Source organism: Prochlorococcus sp. MIT 0916, assembly GCF_047305155.1.
In the GTDB taxonomy this organism is placed as follows: Bacteria; Cyanobacteriota; Cyanobacteriia; order PCC-6307; family Cyanobiaceae; genus Prochlorococcus_B.
The window spans coordinates 845,758-865,491 of the sequence record NZ_CP138980.1 but is presented as its reverse complement, the minus strand read 5'-3'; the positions used below and the strand labels follow the sequence as shown (position 1 = coordinate 865,491).

Below are 19,734 nucleotides of genomic sequence, written 5' to 3'. Positions count from 1 at the left end.
GATTTAATCAAAATAAAATGAACCAATCTAATACTGTCGAAGAAATTGTTTCCCAACCTTATAAATACGGTTTTATAACTGAAATTGAAACTGAAAAGATCCCAAAAGGATTAAATGAAGATGTTATTAGGTTAATTTCCACCAAAAAAAATGAACCCGATTTTTTATTAAAATTTCGTTTAAGAGCTTATGAGCAATGGTTGAAGATGAAAGAACCTGATTGGTCTGGCTTAACTTATTCCAAAGTAGATTATCAAGATCTAGTTTATTATGCCGCCCCAAAACAAGACATAAAGAAGAAGAGTTTAGATGAAGTTGATCCTAAATTACTTGAAACTTTTGAAAAGCTTGGCATACCACTTAGTGAACAAAAAAGATTATCTAATGTAGCCGTAGATGCAGTATTTGATAGTGTTTCCATAGCAACTACATACAAGGAAAAACTAGCTGAACATGGAGTAATATTCTGCTCTATTAGTGAAGCAATTAGCGAATATCCAGATCTTATTGAGAAATATATGGGTACAGTTGTTCCTATAAATGACAACTTTTTTGCAGCCCTAAATTCTGCAGTTTTCAGTGACGGTTCGTTTGTTTATATACCCAAGGGTATCGAATGTCCAATGGAATTATCATCTTATTTTAGAATAAATTCTGGCGACACTGGCCAATTCGAACGAACTTTAATTATTGCAGAAGAATCTTCCTCCGTTAGTTATCTAGAGGGCTGTACAGCGCCAATGTTTGATACCAATACACTTCATGCTGCTGTTGTTGAGCTTGTCGCACTCGATAATGCATCTATCAAATATTCAACCGTGCAAAATTGGTATGCAGGTAATGAGGAGGGAGTTGGAGGGATATATAACTTCGTCACAAAAAGAGGGGAATGTAGAGGAAAGAAAAGCAAAATAAGCTGGTCTCAAGTCGAAACAGGATCTGCAATTACATGGAAATACCCAAGTTGCGTATTACAAGGAGACAATTCCATTGGTGAATTTTATTCAATTGCACTAACTAATAATTGTCAGAAAGCGGATACTGGGACCAAAATGATTCACATAGGAAAAAATACAAAATCAAAAATCGTAAGTAAAGGTATCAGTGCTGGACGATCTAAGAACAGCTATCGAGGCCTTGTATCCATAAGCCCAAATGCTGAGGGCTCTCGAAATTACAGTCAATGTGACTCCATGTTGATAGGTGACAAAGCCAGTGCCAATACATACCCATATATTCAATCCAAACAACCTCAGTCAAATATTGAACATGAAGCCAGTACTTGTAGGATCTCAGAAGATCAACTGTTTTACTTACAAAGTAGAGGAATTGATTTCGAGGAATCAGTTTCAATGTTAGTCAGTGGATTTTGTAGTGATGTTTTCAATGAATTACCTATGGAATTTGCATCTGAGGCAGATAAACTTTTGGCTTTAAAATTGGAGGGTTCGGTTGGATAAAAATAAATTAAAACCATACTTTTGCTCTCTAGAACTTTCTCCCTAATTTAGTGATTTCATCAACTTCAGAAACAATATTATCTATTGAAGATCTTCATGCCAGTGTTGAGGATCAAAAGATACTTCATGGAGTCAATCTAGTAGTAAAAGAAGGAGAAATCCACGCGATTATGGGTCGCAATGGAAGCGGAAAAAGTACACTTTCGAAAGTTATAGCTGGTCATCCATCTTACAAAGTTTTATCTGGATCTATCCAATTTAAAGGAAAGGATATTCTTGAGCTAGAACCAGAGGAAAGAGCAAGAATTGGAATCTTTCTTGGTTTCCAATACCCTGTAGAAATTCCTGGTGTTAGTAATCTCGAGTTCCTAAGAGTTGCTACCAATTCAAGAAGAAAAGAATTACTTAAAAGTGAATTAGATACTTTTGAATTCGAAGATTTAGTAAAAGAAAGATTGAAAATAGTTGAAATGGATCCAGCTTTTCTAGAAAGAAGCGTAAATGAGGGTTTTTCTGGCGGCGAGAAAAAACGGAACGAGATTCTTCAAATGGCTCTTCTTGAGCCGTTCATATCAATACTAGATGAAACTGACTCAGGACTTGATATTGATGCTCTAAGAATTGTTGCATCAGGGATCAATAGACTCTCGCAACCAAATTCAGCAACAATTTTAATCACCCATTATCAAAGACTGCTAAATGAAATTACTCCTGACTATGTACACATTATGGCCGATGGAAAAATCATAAAAACTGGCAAAAAAGAACTAGCCATTGACCTTGAGAAATCAGGATATGACTTTATTGACAAAAATACTAAAGAGAAGGAAATGGCAAAATGAAATCCTCAACTATTTGCCAAAAATGGCTTGACTCTCTGCCGCCAACTGAAGGTTATTTAAAAAACGAACAATCCATAGGACGAGAATTTCTCTTAGATAAAGGAATGCCCTCTAAGAAAGACGAAGCATGGCGATTATCAAATTTCAATAAGTTGAATAGTTTTTTATCGTTGCCAACAATTATTGAGAGCGAAGATATAAAATATATCTTTCCAGAAAAGGATGAAAACAGAGAAAGAATTATAATTAATCCTAATACAAATCCAATTTCGAATATTAATCTACCTAATGGAATTGAGAAGCTGAACAACAGAGAAATTGAAGATAATCTCGGCAGAATAGTTAAGTCAACTAATATAAACAATGATATTTCTGTATGTCTTAATCAGGCCTTAAGCTCAGAACTTCTAGCTTTAAAAGTTAAACGAAATTTCAATCAATCATTAGAAATAGTAATTCCATCAATTAAGGGAAAGTCAATCTCAACTAGAATCTTTATACTTATAGAGGAGGGAGCAAAATTAGATCTTTTACAAATATTCAAAGGTAATAATAATTCAGCACAAAATCATTTAATCGAAATAAAACTAGAGTCTAAAGTAGAGTTAACTCATGGGTTGATTTCTTTGGGTGAAGAGAAAGAATCCTCCTCAATTTGTACCTTAGCGGTAGAACAATCAGAGAAGAGCAAATACTCTCTTCATTCAATTCATCATGGTTGGGATTATGCCCGTTTTGAACCACGAATAATTCAAATTGAAGGAGAAGCTTCAACAATTATCAAAGGGCTTCAAGTCACTAAGTCAAAAGAGCAAATAGCAACACACTCTTTAATTAGATTTGAAGGTCCAAATGGAAAACTTGATCAATTACAAAAAGCCGTAGCTTCAGAATATTCCCATTGCATTTTTAATGGTTCGATTGAAGTTCCTCAAAAAGCACAAAAAACAGAAGCTGCACAGCTAAGTAGAAATTTATTACTTTCCAAGCGCGCCAGAATAGATACAAAACCAGAGCTTGAAATAGTTGCTGATGATGTTAGGTGTACTCATGGAGCAACTGTAAGTCAACTCCAAGACGAGGAATTATTTTATTTACTTAGTAGAGGTATTGATAATAAACATGCTAATTCTTTGTTATTAAAAGGATATTATGATGAAGTGGTTTCACATTTTCCTAAAAGTGCTGGAAAGTGGAATTTTATTGAAAAGTTAATGCAAGATATGAGCACGTGAAAAATTTAATAAGCAACATTGCTGAGAAAAGTAGAAATGATTTTCCACTATTTAATGGAGATCATAATAATTTAATCTATTTAGATCATGCAGCTACTAGTCAAAAGCCTCAAAAAGTTATAGATTCTTTAAAAAAATACTATAGCTTTCAAAATGCTAACGTTCATAGAGGTGCTCATCAGCTAAGTGCAATCGCAACAGAAAAATTTGAGAATTCAAGAAAGTTAACAGCAAATTTTATAAATAGTAATAATGAAAAAGAGATTATTTTTACTAGAAATGCTACGGAAGCTATCAACCTTGTAGCTTATACATGGGGCAATTATGAACTTCAAGAAAACGACGAAATCTTAATAAGTTTAATGGAACATCATAGTAATATAGTCCCTTGGCAATTAATAGCTAACACGAAAAAGTGCAAGCTAATTTATATCAACATTGATAAAAATGGAGAATTAGATCTTGATGATTTTAGAAGAAAATTGAGTGATAAAACTAAAATAGTCAGTCTTGTTCATGTAAGTAATACATTAGGTTGTTGTAATCCTATCGAGGAAATTTCAGACCTTGCTCATCAAAAAGGTAGCTTAGTTCTTTTAGATGCTTGCCAAAGTCTTGCTCATAAGCCTGTAGATATTAAAAAACTTGGTATTGATTTTCTGGCAGGATCATCTCATAAACTTTGCGGGCCTACTGGAATTGGTTTTTTATGGGGTAGAGAAGAAATTTTAAAAACAATTCCTCCTTTCCTTGGTGGAGGAGAGATGATTAATGAAGTTTTTAAGGAAAACAGCACTTGGGCAGACTTACCTCATAAATTCGAGGCGGGTACCCCAGCTATTGGAGAAGCAATCGGTATGGGAACTGCACTTAATTATTTACAATCAATTGGATTAAACGAAATCCATAATTACGAAAAAGAATTAACAAAATATCTTTTTGAAAAATTAGAGGAGATAGATGATTTAAAGATTCTTGGTCCTAGCCCTGTAATTCAGCCTGATAGAGGACCGTTAGCAACCTTTTACATAAAAGGTATTCACTCTAATGATGTTGCTGAATTACTCGATAACAGCAATATTTGCATACGGAGTGGTCATCATTGCTGCCAACCACTTCATCGCTTCTATGGAATAAAAAGCACAGCTAGAGCAAGCTTGAGCTTTACATCTACGCCAACAGAAATTGATTCTCTTGCTGAAGAACTAAAGTCAGTAATTTCTTTTTTAAAGAAAAATTCTTAAATATTTAGATATTGTCTAAAAAAAGCCTCTGTTTTTTTTAATGCATCAACTTTTATTTTGCCATCTTTAAATCCATGACCTTCGTTCTCAAACAAATTTATTTGGACTGGAATTCCACGTTTTAATAATTCATCTTTGATTGCAAGAGATTGAGCAGAAGGTATAATTTTATCTTTTAATCCATGAAATAGAATTAATGGCATATTGATAGAATTAACATGTTCAATTGGTGATCTTTTAAGATATTTTTCATAATCAGTTTCTATATTGCCTATTAAATAATCTAAATAAAATTCTTCAAATCTATGCGTTGAATTAGCCATTCCTATCAGATCAGTTACAGCATATTTACATGCTCCAATATTAAAAATGTCAGTAGATATCAAACAACCTAAAGCTGTAAAACCCGATGCGCTACTCCCTACAATTGCTATACGGTCCTTATCAGCTTTACCAGATGCAATCAATGACTGAGCTGCCTTAGTGCAATCCAAAACATCGATTACTCCCCAGTTACCTCTCAATCGATCTCTATATTCCCTACCAAAACCAGAAGAACCTCCATAATTAACATCTACAACCGCCCAACCTCTTGATGTCCAAAATTGCACCTCTAGATCCAATCCACAACGAGCCATACCAGTAGGTCCGCTATGACTTTTCACTAACAAAGGAGGTAACAATGTTTGTCTATTAAGAGGTGGATAATACCAAGCATGAACAGACTCTTCATTCGATCCGATAAACCAAAAAGATTCGCCAATACTTATTTCCTTTGGATCCAAGCTAAATGAAGAGGCAGGGGTATGTTCCCAAGTTTGATCCAATAAATCTATTTCAAAAATCCCTTCAGTAATTTCTGAACTACTGGCAATTGCAACAAGTCGATTTTGATGCGAATGAAGACCTGAGAACTCAATAAAAGGTTGATCCAAAGTCTTGATAGATCCATTTTTTTGAAATAAAGCTAAATTCCAAATTCCTTCCTTAGCAAAAGCCCCAACTACATCATCACCCACACATGAAAAACTCGACATCCCAAGGACCCATTGCGGGAAAGCAATTTCAGCGTTAATAGCCCATTGATTCTGAGAAATAGTAATTGAATTATTATTTATGTCAGTTTTAATCTGAGTTATATTCCACCAGCCACTACTATCTTCAGTAACAAAAAGATCACCTTTATCGGACCAAATGGGATTAAAAAATGATATTTTTTCTTTGGATTTTAAATATTCATTATTAAAATTTACTATATTAATGATGTTTAGATTCTCATCCAATTTAGCTAATTTTAATTCATTTAGATCCCAAGGCATTGAGGTATTTTGCCACTCAACCCAAGCTATCTTTCTATCTTTAGAATTCAGTACAAGATAACCTAATAATCCCTGAGATGAATAAATAAATCTTGGATATTGATCAGTTTTTTTTAGAGAGTAAGAAACTATATGATCTCCTTCTTCATCTTCCATCAATCCAATCCAAATATTTCTTTCAAGGTCAATTACTCCACCTGCAAGAAAATAATTATGTTTTTTTGTCAGACAAATTGATTGTATTTTAGGTAGGAATTTAAAAGAAGAAGATTTTTCATTTTCGTCCTCATAAGACCAAATCCTCATCCATAAACAGTTGTCTTTATTTTCGACCCAAGTCAAGATCAAATCTGATCCATCAAGAGTAGCTGTTAAAGGAGCACCACCATATCCATGAATTTTTGTCCTTAAATCACTTGGATAAGGCGTTAACTCCTGAGGTAATACGTCTTTTAGTCCCCAAGGTCTAATTAAAGCTGTAGTTCTTCCCTTTTCGTTTGGTCTTTGCTCTAACCATAAAACCCAATCACCTATTATCCGAGGCTCTTTAAATATGGGGGCTTCTCCATAAACTTTTTCAGCATCCAAGATCCTCATTGTTCTGTTCTTAATTGATGTTGAAAGTCAATGATTAATTCACTCATAGACCTTAAAACAAAGTAAAGTAGAAAAGTTGTTGTCTTAAGACTCCTTTGGCTGGCAGTTTTGCTCAACTTGCAAAAAATGCAGAAAAAAAGAAGCCCTCAATTTCAGTTTCGAAAGAACCTGTCAAGAATCCCCCTTTGAAGGTGTATCAACTGGGAGACGAGGCTTTAAGAACTCCAGCTAATCGTATCGTCAAAGTTGATGATTCAATTAGAAAGTTAGTGAAAAATATGCTTATAACTATGTATTCATCAAAAGGTATTGGTTTGGCAGCACCTCAAGTAGGAATACAAAAGAGATTGTTAGTTATTGATTTAAATTTCGAAGATCCAGATGCCCCACCGATGGTATTTATAAATCCTGAGATAATTTCATCTAGTGCAAGCTTAGATACATATGAAGAAGGCTGTCTAAGTATCCCTGGTGTTTACCTTAATGTTTTACGACCCTCCTCAATAAAATTAAGTTATCGAGATGAAATGGGTAGACCAAAAAAAATGAATGCAGATGGTCTAATGGCAAGATGCATTCAGCACGAAATAGACCACCTAAATGGTATCTGTTTTGTTGATAAAGTAACTGATGAAGAAGAGCTGAAAAAACAATTAAATGAGCATAACTTCAATCAAAGCGATGTAATAAAAGAACCGAATTGAAAAAATTGTGTGATACAAACTCTAAAGAAACGCATTAGATTCTTATTATTGGTCTCTCCTTAAATGCAATGACAACAATTTTTGATAAAATTCTTAGTGGTCAAATTCCTTGTGATGAGGTTTTTAGTGATAACAAATGCCTAGCTTTCAAAGATATTACCCCTCAAGCACCTACTCACATTTTAATAATTCCTAGAAAACCTATTAAAAGTCTAAAAGATATCACAAAAGAAGATCAAGAATTACTTGGTCACTTACTGCTAAAAGGGACCGAAATTGCCAATGCTGCTGGTTTAGAGAGTTGGAGAACAATAATTAATACAGGAGAAGAAGCAGGTCAAACAGTATTTCACTTACATATTCATATCATTGGCGGAAGGAAATTAAGTTGGCCACCAGGGTAACTATTTGATTTCAATAATTTTTTCAAAACACACGATTGCCTTACTGGCTTAGTTGCTGTCTCAGCTTCACCCATCAATGCGCTATAAGGTATTAAATTAATCATGTCCAATGGAATCCCAAACTGCTGCAGATAAAAACAGCCTTATTAATAAAGTAAACACAAATTTACAAGATTTTTGGTCAAATCTTAGTGAGAATAAGCAATCTATTTTAAAAAAAATATGGTCAATTTTAACTTACAAATGGCAATGGCAAATAATTCTAAATGCTCCTTTTCTCGTTATTTGGGTATTAGATCAAACTATTCCTGCAGTTCACTCTTTTGATATGCAGCTTATTTCTTCACTACCAATACCAATTATCATAAAAACATATATGGGTTTTAGCTAATATATACAAATAAATGACTTTGACGAATTCTTTTCTAAAAAAATCGTCAAATTAACTTAAAAAGATAAGCTAACCTTATTACTAATCAAGTATTTATTTAATTTGAAATAATCAAATTAATATGACCTCATCAATTTCGAAAGCTCAAAAAGGGCTAGTAAGCCAACTTATTAAATTAAGAAAACTTACTCAGCCATATTTTCTACCTTATACAAAAAACAATGGCTGGCTATTTGTCTATTTATTAATAGCTTTATTATTTTGTGTAGGCGGAACAGTGCTATTTTTGCTAACAGGTTTAATGAGCCTGTTAACCAACGTAGCTCCAGAGATAACAAACCAATTTTTAGGAGGTGTTCAAAATTCCTTAAAAGTCATATGGGATGGTCCTTCAGGAATAATAATTTCAAGTTTGTTTGCCTTAGGAATTTTTTCATTTATCACCGTTCGTGGTCAGTTAAGGCAAAGAAGATGGCTTCCTTGGCTTTTGCTAGGAGTAATTATTTTGATGTTATTGTCTGTCAATGGAATTAACGCTGGAATTACTTTTCTCGTAAGAGATATAACTAATGCCTTAATACAAAAAGATGAAAATGAAAGTTATAAGAATTTGTGGATTCTTGGAATTTGTTTTATCGCAGCTCTTCCAATCAGAAGCTTCCAATTTTATTTTTCTGCAAAGCTTCAGCTTTTGTGGAGAGAGTGGTTATCTAAAAGCCTGATAACCGACTATTTAGACGAAAGAACATATTATATATTAAATCCCAACGATGAATCTGAAACGAATGTCGACAATCCAGATCAAAGAATTACAGAAGATGCCAGAGACTTTACTGCGCAAACAATTGATCTCTCACTCAATATTTTTGATTCACTATTAGTATTTTCATTAAACATTTTTATTTTACTAAGTATAAGCAAAGAATTAACACTTGCTCTGATAGTTTACGCCACATTAGTTTCATCTTTGCTCCTTTTTGCTAGTAGAAAATTGTTTAAGTTAAATTATGATCAATTACGATTTGAAGCTGATTTTCGTTATGGTCTTGTTCATGTAAGAAACAACGCAGAATCAATTGCTTTCTATTCTGGTGAAAATCAAGAAGAAAAAGAAGTTAGTAGAAGACTGAAGTCCGTAGTTGATAACTTTAATCTTTTAATAATATGGGAAGCATTGTTAAGAGTACTTCAACGCTCTGGAATTTATGGAAGTGTTTTTATTCCTTTCATTATTCTCGCCGGACCAATTCTTAGCGGCCAAATGGACTATGGAAGTTTTCAACAAGCCAATTTAAACTATAACCTTCTTGAGGGATCATTATTTTTTATTATTTACAAAATAGAGGCTTTAGCTAGATTCTCGGCTTCCATAGGCAGACTTGAAGGATTTCAATCAAACATGAATGAGGTCAGAAATGACCAATTTGATGACTTTAAAGTGGAAATCAAAACGAACGATTCTATTATTCTTAAAAATGTAAGTATTAAAACTCCAGGAAAAGAGAATTACCTAATTAATAACTTAAATCTTAGTATTGACTCTGGTCAAAGTTTACTTGTAGTAGGACCTTCTGGTTGCGGTAAGACCTCTTTACTGCGAGCTATTAGCGGTCTCTGGGCAATCCAATCTGGAGAGATAGAAACACCCTCAAATGGTGATTTACTCTTTATCCCTCAAAAACCATATATGACTCTTGGCTCTTTAAGAGAACAGCTTTGTTACCCATTAGATAAAAATAGATTCAGTGATGATCACCTAAAAGCTGTTTTAGAGGAAGTCAAGTTACCTCAAATTCTCCAAAGGTATCCGGACCTAGATATCAAACAAGATTGGCAAAGGCTGTTATCTCTTGGAGAGCAACAAAGGTTAGCTTTCGCAAGACTTTTACTAAATTCGCCTAAATATGTTGTATTAGATGAAGCAACAAGTGCACTTGACGTAAATACAGAAAAACATCTTTATGAACTTCTTAACCAACGTGATATGGCATGCATTAGCGTTGGTCATAGGCCAACCCTAAAGAACTATCATGAAACTGTGCTTGAAATCACGGAGAGCAAAGGTTGGAGATTATTGCCAGCTGCAAGTTACCAATTTACTGAGAACTAGTTTATTTCTATGAACTCCAACACTGAATCAAACCAAGATAATCAGTCAATAGAACAAGAACAAACTGATTCAGAAATTAAAAATCTTTCACCTAGCGCGACCACAAATGATATTCCCGAATTTGGGTGGAGTGGCTATGCCGAGAGAATAAATGGAAGATTTGCAATGATTGGTCTAATGGCAGTTTTAGTTGTTGAGGCAATTAGCAAGATATCTTTTTTAGAATGGGCTGGAATAATTAATTAATAATGATTGTTTGCTTAATCATCAAATCTTGAGCTGTTATCTCTTGGTCTCGACTTTCTTGTAGACGATGAATAAGAGCTTTTAGAAGATGATCTTTGATTTACAGGGTTTGCACCAGAATTCTTTGCAGGTCTTCTACTTGATCTACTTACTACTTTTTCAGAACTAGAAAACGCAGCATCTTCAATACTATTGTTAGTTTTAGAAGTTCTAGTAGATCCAGGAGATGGTCTATTTGCGTTATTAGAATTTAATCTTGAATATGATGCTTGAGAAGGGTTAGGGGCTCCATTTCTTCTACGACTTGATGTTTGAGTATTTGCTGAAGGACGAGTTCCTCGCCTACTTTCTTGTCGGCTAGTCCGCCTATCACCAAAGCTTGAGGCTCTATCTGAAGAAGATTCTGGATTATTAAATCGTTCCTTTCTACTATCTCTCTCAACTCGTGGAGAATTAATTTCTGAAGAACTCATATTTCTGGGCCTTCTGCTTACAGCCTGCTCTGGTATTGCTGCTCTCGATGGACGTCTTCCATAATTTTCATCATCTGCATATTCTTCTTGATAATCTTCTCTACCTGAAAATCTTCTATTAATAGGTTGAGATTCCTCAAACCGATCATAATTTCTATCAAAGCTTGCCTCAGACAAACCTCCTCTAGAAGATCTTGGTAACTCAGGTTCATCATCAAAATATGATGATCTTCGTGCTTGATCTGTTGCTATACCTCTAAGTCGGACACTTTCATAAGCAAAAAAAACAGTGGTTCCTGCAAGCAAAAACTGTCCAAACTGAAGAATAGGATCTAAGCGCCATCCTTGAAAAAAAAGTATCCCGCCACAAAGCAAACCAATAGCGGCGAAAAAAACATCGTAATCTCTTGCCAATGCTGGCTTAAAAGATCTCAGAAAATATAAGCCAGCTCCGCATACAGCAAGAACTATGCCAACAATGCTGGCCCAATTTAGACTGGCATTGACCAAGTTTGCCCTCTTAAATAAACATTTTCAGGTTGAAAACAACCTTATATTTATCAGTCTATGGCATAAAGAGGTGTTTGCTAGGGCTATCTACTCAATGCATCTTTTTGACTCACCCAAATCAATGCAGCAGCAGCAGGTGCAACTATCAAAGCTCCAGCTGCAAGAAAACTCCCTATCATCCCTACAGCAGAACTTGTAGCAGCTTCACCAGAAGCTCCAGCACTAAGGAACAAATTTAATAAATGAAAAGCCATTTCAGCTAATTCTTATGCAACACCGAGTAATCTTACGCAATAAAAGATGATTTATACCATCTATTCAATAATGCTTTGAGCTTTGTGATGCCTCTCTTCATTAAAAGTCTTCCAATCCTCCATTTTTTAATGGGTTTTTTAATAGGTTCGCTAACCCTCGCATTCCTTCTCAGAATTATTTTAACTTGGTACCCAAAAATAGATTTAAAAACTGGTTTATGGCCAATTCTCTTCGTACCAACTGAACCTGTACTTGTAGCTACTCGAAAAATTGTGCCTCCCATAGGAGGTGTAGATGTTACCCCGATTATTTGGGTAGGTCTCTTAAGCCTTTTTCGCGAATTGTTTCTTGGTCAACAAGGTTTACTAACTCAAATTATGTTTTGATCTTTAGAGCTATTCAGAACATTTCTTGTTCAACAAACTTTGTATGGACATCTCCATTTGTAAATTCTTTTCTCTTAAGAAGTTTCAAATGAAAATCAATAGTAGTAGTAATTCCTGTGACTGCACATTCGTTTAAAGCCCTTTCCATGCGTTTAAGTGCAGCTTCTCTATCTCTTCCCCAAACAATTAATTTTCCTATTAGAGAATCATAAAACGGAGGGATATCATAACCGGTATATACATGGCTATCAACCCTTACACCTGGGCCACCGGGAGGAAGCCAACCTGTGATTTTACCTGGAGAGGGTCGAAAATTATGACTGGGATCTTCAGCATTGATTCTGCATTCAATTGCATGTCCTTCAAGCTTGATCTCTGATTGACTAAATTGTAATTTTTCTCCTCCTGCAATAAGTAATTGTTCTGATATTAGATCCATACCAGTAACTAATTCCGTTACTGGATGCTCAACTTGTATTCGAGTATTCATTTCCATAAAATAGAAGTTTCCTTGACGATCAAGAAGGAATTCCACTGTCCCTGCACCTTCATAATTAATACTTTTTGCAGCGGCAACCGCTGCTTCTCCCATCTCTAACCTCAGGTGATCATCTAAAGCTGGACTTGGTGATTCCTCTAATAATTTCTGATGACGTCTTTGAATCGAGCAATCTCTCTCTCCAAGATGCACAACATTTCCAAAACGATCAGCAAGAATCTGAACCTCTACATGCCTTGGGCGATCGATAAATTTCTCCATATATAGCCCTGGATTTCCAAATGCAGCTTCTGCTTCCCCCTGTGCAGCTTTAAAAAGATTATCTAATTCATCCGCATGGGCAACTAAACGCATGCCTCTTCCGCCACCTCCTGCTGTTGCTTTAATCATCACTGGATATCCCATCTCAGAGGCGAGATGAGATGCATCTGAAACGCTCTCTAGCAAACCCTCACTTCCAGGAACGGTTGGTACTCCAACCTTCTGCATAGTCGATTTAGCTGTTGACTTGTCTCCCATTGAACGTATTGCATGAGGAGATGGACCTACAAAAATCAGCCCGTGGTCTCGGCAAATCTCTGCAAAGCGATCATTCTCAGCTAAAAAGCCATACCCTGGATGAATAGCATCAACACCTCGTGATGTTGCTGCAGCTAATATATTTGGAATATTTAGATAACTTTTACTACTAGGGGAATCACCAACACAAACAGCCTCATCAGCTAATTGAACGTGTAGCGCATTTTTATCAACAGTGCTGTACACAGCAACAGTTGCAATCCCCATCTCACGACAGCTACGGAGAATTCTTAAAGCTATTTCGCCACGATTAGCTATCAGTAATTTGCCTATGGGCATTCAAATTTATTAAGGCCTCAGGCGGATAGTATCAGTATTAGTGCCCAAGACAAAAACGCATTAAGTAGAAGCTTAATAGGTTTAGCATTATGATCATGGTTACTTAGTGTTTAACTAAGTTATCTTGCGGATGTGGCGGAATTGGTATACGCGCATGTCTAAGGAACATGTGGCTTCGGCCTTGCGAGTTCAAGTCTCGCCATCCGCATTTTTCAAAACTAAAGCTCATCGATAAATGAGTAATGATCCTTTAGCAATTATCTTTGTCTCAAATGGACCAGGCGAACTGGCTACTTGGGTTCAGCCACTTGCTAAAGAGCTGCATAAACAAATTGAACTAAGACCTAAATCCAATTCATCTTTAAGATCCTTAAATCTTGTTTTAGTCCCTTGCCCAAACGCTACTGGCAATGAAAATCTCTTCGCCCAAAAGGAGTCACAATTTGAAAACATAGTAAAAGCAAAAAATTTCTGGGAGATGCTTCTAAAACCTAAAAAATTTGGTACATGGCCATCTAAAGGGTTAGTGATTTTTTTAGGAGGAGATCAATTTTGGAGCGTTCTGCTGTCAGCAAGATTGGGATATTTACACATGACATACGCAGAATGGGTCGCAAGATGGCCTTTTTGGAATAATCGTATTGTCGCGATGTCGGAAAGTATTGTTAAAAAACTACCAAGGAGAATGCAAAATCGTTGCTCAGTAATAGGAGACCTGACAGCTGACTTAACAGAAACTGCAAAAATTGATAATCCACTGCCTTCTGGAAAGTGGGTTGCGCTCATGCCAGGTTCAAAAAGCGCCAAGCTAAAAATTGGTATACCTTTTTTTCTTGATGTGGCTGACAAAATATCAAAATCAATGCCAGATTGTAAGTTTCTAATACCTATTGCTCCCACAACAAATATAGATGAAATCAAATACTTTGGAAGCATAAAAAATCCAATTTCAAAACAATATAAAACTGGGATCAAATCAATTACTAAAGCAAATAATAAAGAAAGAAGAGCAAAATTAATAACCAATCATTCAACCGTGATTTTATTGCAAGAAAAGCATCCAGCTTACAGTGATCTCAGCCAATGTGATATAGCACTTACTACAGTAGGAGCAAATACTGCTGAGCTGGGATCACTAAAGATTCCGATGATCGTTGTCGTCCCTACACAACACCTTTTAGTTATGGAAGCATGGGATGGGCTCGTAGGTTTAATAGCTAGATTACCAATTTTAAAATATTTCCTGGGTTTATTAATTAGCTTCGTTAAATTGAGAAAAAGAGGATTTATGGCTTGGCCAAATATATCTGCAAAAAGAATGATAGTACCAGAAAGAATAGGGCACATAACCACCGCACAAATCGCCGAAGAAACTATTGATTGGCTAAATTCCCCTTCAAGGCTTTCTGGTCAAAAAAAAGATCTTCAAGCACTTAGAGGTGTCACTGGAGCAGCAAAAAATTTTTGCAAAGAAATTATTAATCTTCTAAAAGAAAAAGAACTCATAAGTTAATCACCATGGATCTTCAATATCTAAAATTTCTTTATCATTGGATAGAGATTCTTCAGGCTTTTTGATTGGTGATTTTTCTAAAGGCTCGACATCCATAGGTTGTTCTTCTCGTGTTATTTTTGACCTATTTTTTATATTTCGAGGGTTTATTTTTGGTTTAAAATTATCAGATCTAGTATTTAATTTTGATTCAGTATAATTAACTTCATCTTCATCAATTTCTGAATAAATAGAAGACTGATTAGGTTCATCTAGATATCTTAATTCTTGATTATATTGTTCTTCTTCTGAATCTTGTAATTCTACATATTCCATCTCTTCTTCTTCAAATATTTCCTCCTGAGATTGTTCTAAAAGTCTTTGATCATCATTTGCACTTTCTCCAGAAGTTAATTGATTTTCAACTGGGACGAGATTAACTCTATACCTTTCTCTTTCGCTGTCTTCCCATCCCGAATTACCTACACCAAGCTTTTCAAGAAAACCGCTATTCAATTGTTTTAATTTCTCTTCAGCTCCCTCATAAACAATTATTCGATCAGGACCACTACTAACAATTTCATCCACAGGCATCTCCCAAGTACTTAAAACCCCTTCGCCTAATAATGGAACGCCTAATGCTCCCATAACTAGAGTGAGTAGTTCTCCAGTTTCAATATCAAAAGAAAATCCAAGTACTCTGCCCAACTGATCTCCTGATTCAGTAATTACCTGGCAATTGATAACCTTATTAAATCTTTCAGGTACAAAGTTTTCACTCAGGGAATCTATTGTATCTACCAAAATCACATCACCTACTTGGCGAATCTGATCAAGAGGAAGCCATCGAGGTAAACCAGGTAAAAAACGTGTTAGGGGATTATCTCGTAGCCCCAATGCGACAACTTCTCGGCGATCAATATCAACAACGACCTCACCTACAAGACCTAACCTGCGTCCAGTATCACGAGTTATAACCTGAGTTCCCATCAACTCAGAACGAAGCCATAATCTATCACTAGGGACAGGAGATGCTGATTCTTGTGGGGCTTGAGTGTTGGTCAACTCAGATATAAAAATATGAGAACGGTAAAACCATATTGGACCATATTAGTAAATTCAATCAAGCTGCGATTGGCAAGCCAACAACTTGAGTATGATTTCCTCTTGCTTGCGTAACTCCAATAGTCCTCATTGAGGCTCCAATCATAGGTCGTCTATGACTGACTACAAGAAATTGAGCATGCTTAGCTTGTTGAGCAATTAAAGCAGCTAACCTTTCAACATTTACTCCATCCAGAAAACTATCAACTTCATCAAGAGCATAAAAAGGAGAAGGTCTAAAACGTTGTAAAGCAAAAAGAAAACTTAAGGCAGTTAAAGATTTTTCTCCACCTGACATCGCTGCAAGCCGTCTTACAGTTTTACCTTTTGGATGAGCAACCAAAGTCAAACCACCTTCCAAAGGTTGATCAGGGTTGTCTAATTGCAAATGTCCATCTCCTTCAGAGAGACTCGCAAAAATTTCGCGAAAATGTACATCAACTGCCTGAAAAGCCTCCATAAAGGCCTCCTGACGCAAAGTTGAAACATTCTCAATTCGAAGCAACAGCTCCGATCTTTCATCAGTAAGAACTTGCAGTCTATTTTCAAGTTCATTAAGCCTCTCATCTAATTTGGCCAATTCCTCCAATGCAAGCATATTTACAGGTTCCAATGCTTCCATTCTTTTTTGCAAACCCTCCAAGTTAGAAAGTAAAGTCTCCAGACCATTATTTCTTATTTCATCTGAGATCAAAGGCATAGGATGAGGAAGCTTCTTCTCTAATTCATTACAACGAATACTTTCCATTCGCATTTCTTCCTTCATATTGTTTTGATCATCTTTTAAACGTTGGAGACTCCACTCAAGTTCTTGAAGATGTAAACGTTTTTTAGATACATCAGCTTCAACGAAATCTCTTTCTCGTCGTTGTTCCCCAAAGCGAGTTTCTAAATCTTTTTGTGCATCTAGCAAATCTTGCCGATTGCTATTAAGTAGCTTACTTTGCTCCCGCCAAGCGATATGAGCAGCCGCAAGAGATTCTATAGAATCCTTTAAACGATTTTCTTCGCATATTAAAGCATTTTCTTTATCATTTAATCGATCAATAGCAAGTTTATTTTGTGATTGCTTGTTAGAAATCTCATCTCTATTTTTCCTAAGGACAAGAAGATTTTTATCAGCATTTTCTAGTTCATCTTGTAATTGAGTCCAAACAAATGAGTCACTTGATTTATCTATTGTTTTTTCTTCCTTTTCAATTGCCAATAAATCAACCTCTAACGGTTTAATATTCAGATTAATAGATTCTAATTGCAAAACTTTTTCCTTTTTAGACTTTTGAAGATCTTCAATTCTTTTTGCACGAACACTTTGGCGTTCTAATAAAGGTGAATTTGACCTTTTAGAAGTTAATCTTTCAGCATCAAGCGCTGCTTTTTTTTGTTCTAATGTATTTAACTGTGTTCTAAGTTTATCTAAATGATTTAGAAGTTCTTTTTCTTTTGTTTGAGAATTGACTAAAGTCTCAGCAACCTCTAATAATCTATCCTTCAAAAGATCACAATCATCATTATCTTTTACTCTTCCAAAGCTCAATCCCAATGATCTATTACTTAAACTTCCACCAGTCATGGCTCCACTCTTCTCCAATAATTCACCGTCCAAAGTAACTGCTCTTTTAATACCAATTTGATCACGAGCTGATGACAAATTTCTAAAGACAACTGTCTCCCCAAATACATGCAAAAAAACATATTTATATATTGAATCAAATTGAATCAAGTCAATTGCCTTTGCAATTAATCCACTATTTACACTTGAATTAGTAGAAACGGGTCTCTGCAATACATCAGATTTATTTTGAACATTTTTTAAAATTTTATTAAGAGGTAAAAAAGTCAATCTTCCAGCTCTTTTGCGTTTTAAAAGATCAATTGATTGTGCGGCAATTCGATCGTTATCAACAACAACTTGTCCCAGCCTCGCACCAGCTGCAACTTCAAGAGCAATTCTATAACGATCTTCAACCTCGCCTAAATTAGCAACAGGGCCATGGATTCCATCTAATCCAGATTCTAATAATAAAGTTAATGCGTTAGTTCCTCGACTTTCATAAATCATTTCTTTTCTACTTTCTAAACGAGCTATTTCATTTTGAAGCTTTACCTGTTCTTTCTCTAATCTATATTTAGTACGCTCTTGTATACCTTTTTCAGAAACTAATTCTTGAAATTCTTCTTTTTTACTTGATATTGCATCTAAAATATTATCCCATTCTTTGCTCAAATTATTAATTTCTATATGTACTTTTTCATTAGCAGCCTGATCAGCTTCTTGATCACTCTCTAATTCTTTTAAAATAACATTCAACTGTAATAAGTCCTCTTCAAGACTTTGCTTTTCAAGTCTTTTAGGATCTAATTTAAATCGAATTTCATTTATATCACTTATTGCTTTCTGATGTTTCTGCATCCATGCGCCTGAACGACCAGCCACATCAGAAAGTTTCCTCCTCGCAGATTCAACCCAAGCCTGAGCTTCTTTACACTTTACGTCAGCCTCTTCTAGTTCTTTAGAGTCAATATCATTAAATCTATCTTGTAATTCAGTTTGATAATCTCTCTTTCTCTGTAGAAGATTCTTCCTATATTCCTGTAATTTTTCACCCTCATTTTTATGATTAATTCCCTGTCTCTCTAGTTCTCTATGCTGAGATTCAATTCCTGCTAGTTTAGCTTGAACTGCAAGTAATTGATCCTCTCCCAGTTCCTTAACATTTTTCTGTAAGATTTCTAATTTTTCTATAGATTTTTTCAAGTCATTTTCATTATTAATTAAACTTTCTGAATCTATTTTTTCTTTTTTTATTAATTCTTGATGATTTATATCTAATTTTTCTAAACCCAATTTTGCATCTTCATACGATAAAACTAATTCTTGCTCTCTACCAATCAATAATTTATTTTTTAGATCTTTATATAAAGTTGCTTTCTCACAATCTTTTTGCAAGCGCTGTTTCCCAAGAATCAATTCTTGTTGAACAATCCGACAACGTTCTTGTCTTTCATAAACATCATCCAACTTCGAACGGGTTTGATCAATACGAGTATCAAATAAGGCAACACCAGCCAGTTCATCTATTAAACCTCTACGTTCTTTATTACTCATCGAAACAATTCGAGTAACATCCCCCTGCATAACAACATTGCTACCTTCAGGATCAATTCTTAAACGCCTTAATTGGGTTTGTAATTGCTGCAAATTACAAGTCTCGCCATCTGCGCAGTAACTGGAAGCATATGATCCCCCGGGCATCACTTTTAATCTTCTTGAGACTGTCCATTCTTTTTGACCAGGCTTGATCCAAGGACCCTCCTCAGTAGGGTCTATTCCATCTTCAGCTTCATCAGGCACCCAATCAGTAAGATCAAATTTTACCGTTACTTTAGTTTCAGAAGATTTGCCAGCCTTTAATACACCACTATTAACTAAGTCAGGCAATCGATCTGCTCTCATACCTCTACTATTTGCAAGGCCTAAGCAAAACAAAACCCCATCAAGAATATTACTTTTACCTGAACCATTTGGACCTGTTACCACCGTAAATCCCTCGTCCAATGGAATCGACATCGACCCACCGAAGGACTTGAAATGAGACAAATCT

Annotated in this window: 17 protein-coding genes and 1 tRNA gene; 12 read left to right on the top strand and 6 right to left on the bottom strand. The window is 35.3% G+C overall.

Features of this window, described 5'->3' with window-relative positions; genetic code table 11:
• The first annotated feature begins 17 nt into the window (after positions 1-17).
• Genes sufB through SIB53_RS04405 form a run of 4 tightly spaced genes read left to right on the top strand, consistent with a single transcriptional unit; the run spans position 18 to position 4,781 of the window.
• Entirely contained in the window at positions 18-1,460 is a 1,443-nt protein-coding gene (sufB, locus tag SIB53_RS04420) for a Fe-S cluster assembly protein SufB (protein ID WP_413678988.1), read from the top strand.
• A 50-nt stretch (positions 1,461-1,510) separates the two neighbouring features.
• Positions 1,511-2,302 carry a Fe-S cluster assembly ATPase SufC gene (sufC, locus tag SIB53_RS04415; RefSeq protein WP_413678987.1) on the top strand — a complete coding sequence of 264 codons (792 nt, stop codon included), beginning with the start codon at positions 1,511-1,513 and terminating at the stop codon, positions 2,300-2,302.
• On the top strand, positions 2,299-3,537 hold the full coding sequence (gene sufD, locus SIB53_RS04410; protein ID WP_413678986.1) for a Fe-S cluster assembly protein SufD: 1,239 nt from the start codon (positions 2,299-2,301) through the stop codon (positions 3,535-3,537). The genes sufC and sufD overlap by 4 nt, the downstream gene beginning before the upstream one ends.
• Entirely contained in the window at positions 3,534-4,781 is a 1,248-nt protein-coding gene (locus SIB53_RS04405; RefSeq protein ID WP_413678985.1) for an aminotransferase class V-fold PLP-dependent enzyme, read from the top strand. The genes sufD and SIB53_RS04405 overlap by 4 nt, the downstream gene beginning before the upstream one ends.
• Here SIB53_RS04405 and SIB53_RS04400 read toward each other — a convergent pair.
• Entirely contained in the window at positions 4,778-6,697 is a 1,920-nt protein-coding gene (locus SIB53_RS04400) for an alpha/beta hydrolase family protein (RefSeq protein ID WP_413678984.1), read from the bottom strand. The two genes, SIB53_RS04405 and SIB53_RS04400, sit on opposite strands and share 4 nt — an antisense overlap.
• Before the next feature lie 95 nt (positions 6,698-6,792).
• Here SIB53_RS04400 and def point away from each other — a divergent pair, with 95 nt between their 5' ends.
• The 5 genes from def to SIB53_RS04375 all read left to right on the top strand — a co-directional run bounded on the left by def (position 6,793) and on the right by SIB53_RS04375 (position 10,552).
• Entirely contained in the window at positions 6,793-7,401 is a 609-nt protein-coding gene (gene def / locus SIB53_RS04395) for a peptide deformylase (RefSeq protein ID WP_413678983.1), read from the top strand.
• A gap of 68 nt (positions 7,402-7,469) precedes the next feature.
• Positions 7,470-7,805, top strand: coding sequence for a histidine triad nucleotide-binding protein (locus SIB53_RS04390; RefSeq protein ID WP_413678982.1), 336 nt, complete (start codon positions 7,470-7,472; stop codon positions 7,803-7,805).
• Positions 7,806-7,914: 109 nt separating this feature from the next.
• Entirely contained in the window at positions 7,915-8,196 is a 282-nt protein-coding gene (locus SIB53_RS04385) for a hypothetical protein (protein ID WP_413678981.1), read from the top strand.
• 121 nt (positions 8,197-8,317) lie between these two features.
• Positions 8,318-10,306 (top strand): ABC transporter ATP-binding protein/permease, encoded by a 1,989-nt coding sequence (locus tag SIB53_RS04380; protein ID WP_413678980.1) that lies wholly within the window; start codon positions 8,318-8,320, stop codon positions 10,304-10,306.
• Positions 10,307-10,315: 9 nt separating this feature from the next.
• The gene (locus SIB53_RS04375; RefSeq protein ID WP_413678979.1) at positions 10,316-10,552 is read left to right on the top strand and encodes a chlorophyll a/b-binding protein; all 237 of its coding nucleotides are present in this window, start codon (positions 10,316-10,318) and stop codon (positions 10,550-10,552) included.
• A gap of 14 nt (positions 10,553-10,566) precedes the next feature.
• Here the strand turns inward: SIB53_RS04375 and SIB53_RS04370 are convergent, their stop codons facing one another.
• Positions 10,567-11,535, bottom strand: coding sequence for a Ycf66 family protein (locus SIB53_RS04370; RefSeq protein WP_413678978.1), 969 nt, complete (start codon positions 11,533-11,535; stop codon positions 10,567-10,569).
• Positions 11,536-11,618: 83 nt separating this feature from the next.
• Entirely contained in the window at positions 11,619-11,789 is a 171-nt protein-coding gene (gene psbX, locus SIB53_RS04365) for a photosystem II reaction center protein PsbX (protein WP_413678977.1), read from the bottom strand.
• An 87-nt stretch (positions 11,790-11,876) separates the two neighbouring features.
• Between psbX and SIB53_RS04360 the strand changes: the two genes are divergently transcribed.
• Entirely contained in the window at positions 11,877-12,176 is a 300-nt protein-coding gene (locus SIB53_RS04360; protein ID WP_413678976.1) for a YggT family protein, read from the top strand.
• A 13-nt stretch (positions 12,177-12,189) separates the two neighbouring features.
• Here the strand turns inward: SIB53_RS04360 and accC are convergent, their stop codons facing one another.
• The gene (accC, locus tag SIB53_RS04355; protein ID WP_413678975.1) at positions 12,190-13,533 is read right to left on the bottom strand and encodes an acetyl-CoA carboxylase biotin carboxylase subunit; all 1,344 of its coding nucleotides are present in this window, start codon (positions 13,531-13,533) and stop codon (positions 12,190-12,192) included.
• A 126-nt stretch (positions 13,534-13,659) separates the two neighbouring features.
• Here accC and SIB53_RS04350 point away from each other — a divergent pair.
• Positions 13,660-13,741: transfer RNA gene (locus SIB53_RS04350), tRNA-Leu, on the top strand.
• Between the two features lie 27 nt (positions 13,742-13,768).
• A complete protein-coding gene (locus SIB53_RS04345) occupies positions 13,769-15,046 on the top strand; it encodes a glycosyl transferase (protein ID WP_413678974.1) in 1,278 nt (425 codons plus the stop codon).
• Here the strand turns inward: SIB53_RS04345 and SIB53_RS04340 are convergent, their stop codons facing one another.
• Entirely contained in the window at positions 15,047-16,090 is a 1,044-nt protein-coding gene (locus tag SIB53_RS04340; protein ID WP_413678973.1) for a PRC-barrel domain-containing protein, read from the bottom strand.
• A gap of 58 nt (positions 16,091-16,148) precedes the next feature.
• The gene (gene smc, locus SIB53_RS04335) at positions 16,149-19,700 is read right to left on the bottom strand and encodes a chromosome segregation protein SMC (RefSeq protein ID WP_413678972.1); all 3,552 of its coding nucleotides are present in this window, start codon (positions 19,698-19,700) and stop codon (positions 16,149-16,151) included.
• Between the last annotated feature and the right edge of the window lie 34 nt (positions 19,701-19,734).

Coding starts and splice junctions, on each gene's coding strand:
- sufB (WP_413678988.1), top strand. CDS start 18: ATGAACCAATCTAATACTGTCGAAGAAATTGTTTCCCAACCTTATAAA.
- sufD (WP_413678986.1), top strand. CDS start 2,299: ATGAAATCCTCAACTATTTGCCAAAAATGGCTTGACTCTCTGCCGCCA.
- SIB53_RS04400 (WP_413678984.1), bottom strand. CDS start 6,697: ATGAGGATCTTGGATGCTGAAAAAGTTTATGGAGAAGCCCCCATATTT.
- SIB53_RS04390 (WP_413678982.1), top strand. CDS start 7,470: ATGACAACAATTTTTGATAAAATTCTTAGTGGTCAAATTCCTTGTGAT.
- SIB53_RS04385 (WP_413678981.1), top strand. CDS start 7,915: ATGGAATCCCAAACTGCTGCAGATAAAAACAGCCTTATTAATAAAGTA.
- SIB53_RS04380 (WP_413678980.1), top strand. CDS start 8,318: ATGACCTCATCAATTTCGAAAGCTCAAAAAGGGCTAGTAAGCCAACTT.
- SIB53_RS04375 (WP_413678979.1), top strand. CDS start 10,316: ATGAACTCCAACACTGAATCAAACCAAGATAATCAGTCAATAGAACAA.
- psbX (WP_413678977.1), bottom strand. CDS start 11,789: ATGGCTTTTCATTTATTAAATTTGTTCCTTAGTGCTGGAGCTTCTGGT.
- SIB53_RS04360 (WP_413678976.1), top strand. CDS start 11,877: ATGCCTCTCTTCATTAAAAGTCTTCCAATCCTCCATTTTTTAATGGGT.
- accC (WP_413678975.1), bottom strand. CDS start 13,533: ATGCCCATAGGCAAATTACTGATAGCTAATCGTGGCGAAATAGCTTTA.
- SIB53_RS04345 (WP_413678974.1), top strand. CDS start 13,769: ATGAGTAATGATCCTTTAGCAATTATCTTTGTCTCAAATGGACCAGGC.
- smc (WP_413678972.1), bottom strand. CDS start 19,700: ATGTCGATTCCATTGGACGAGGGATTTACGGTGGTAACAGGTCCAAAT.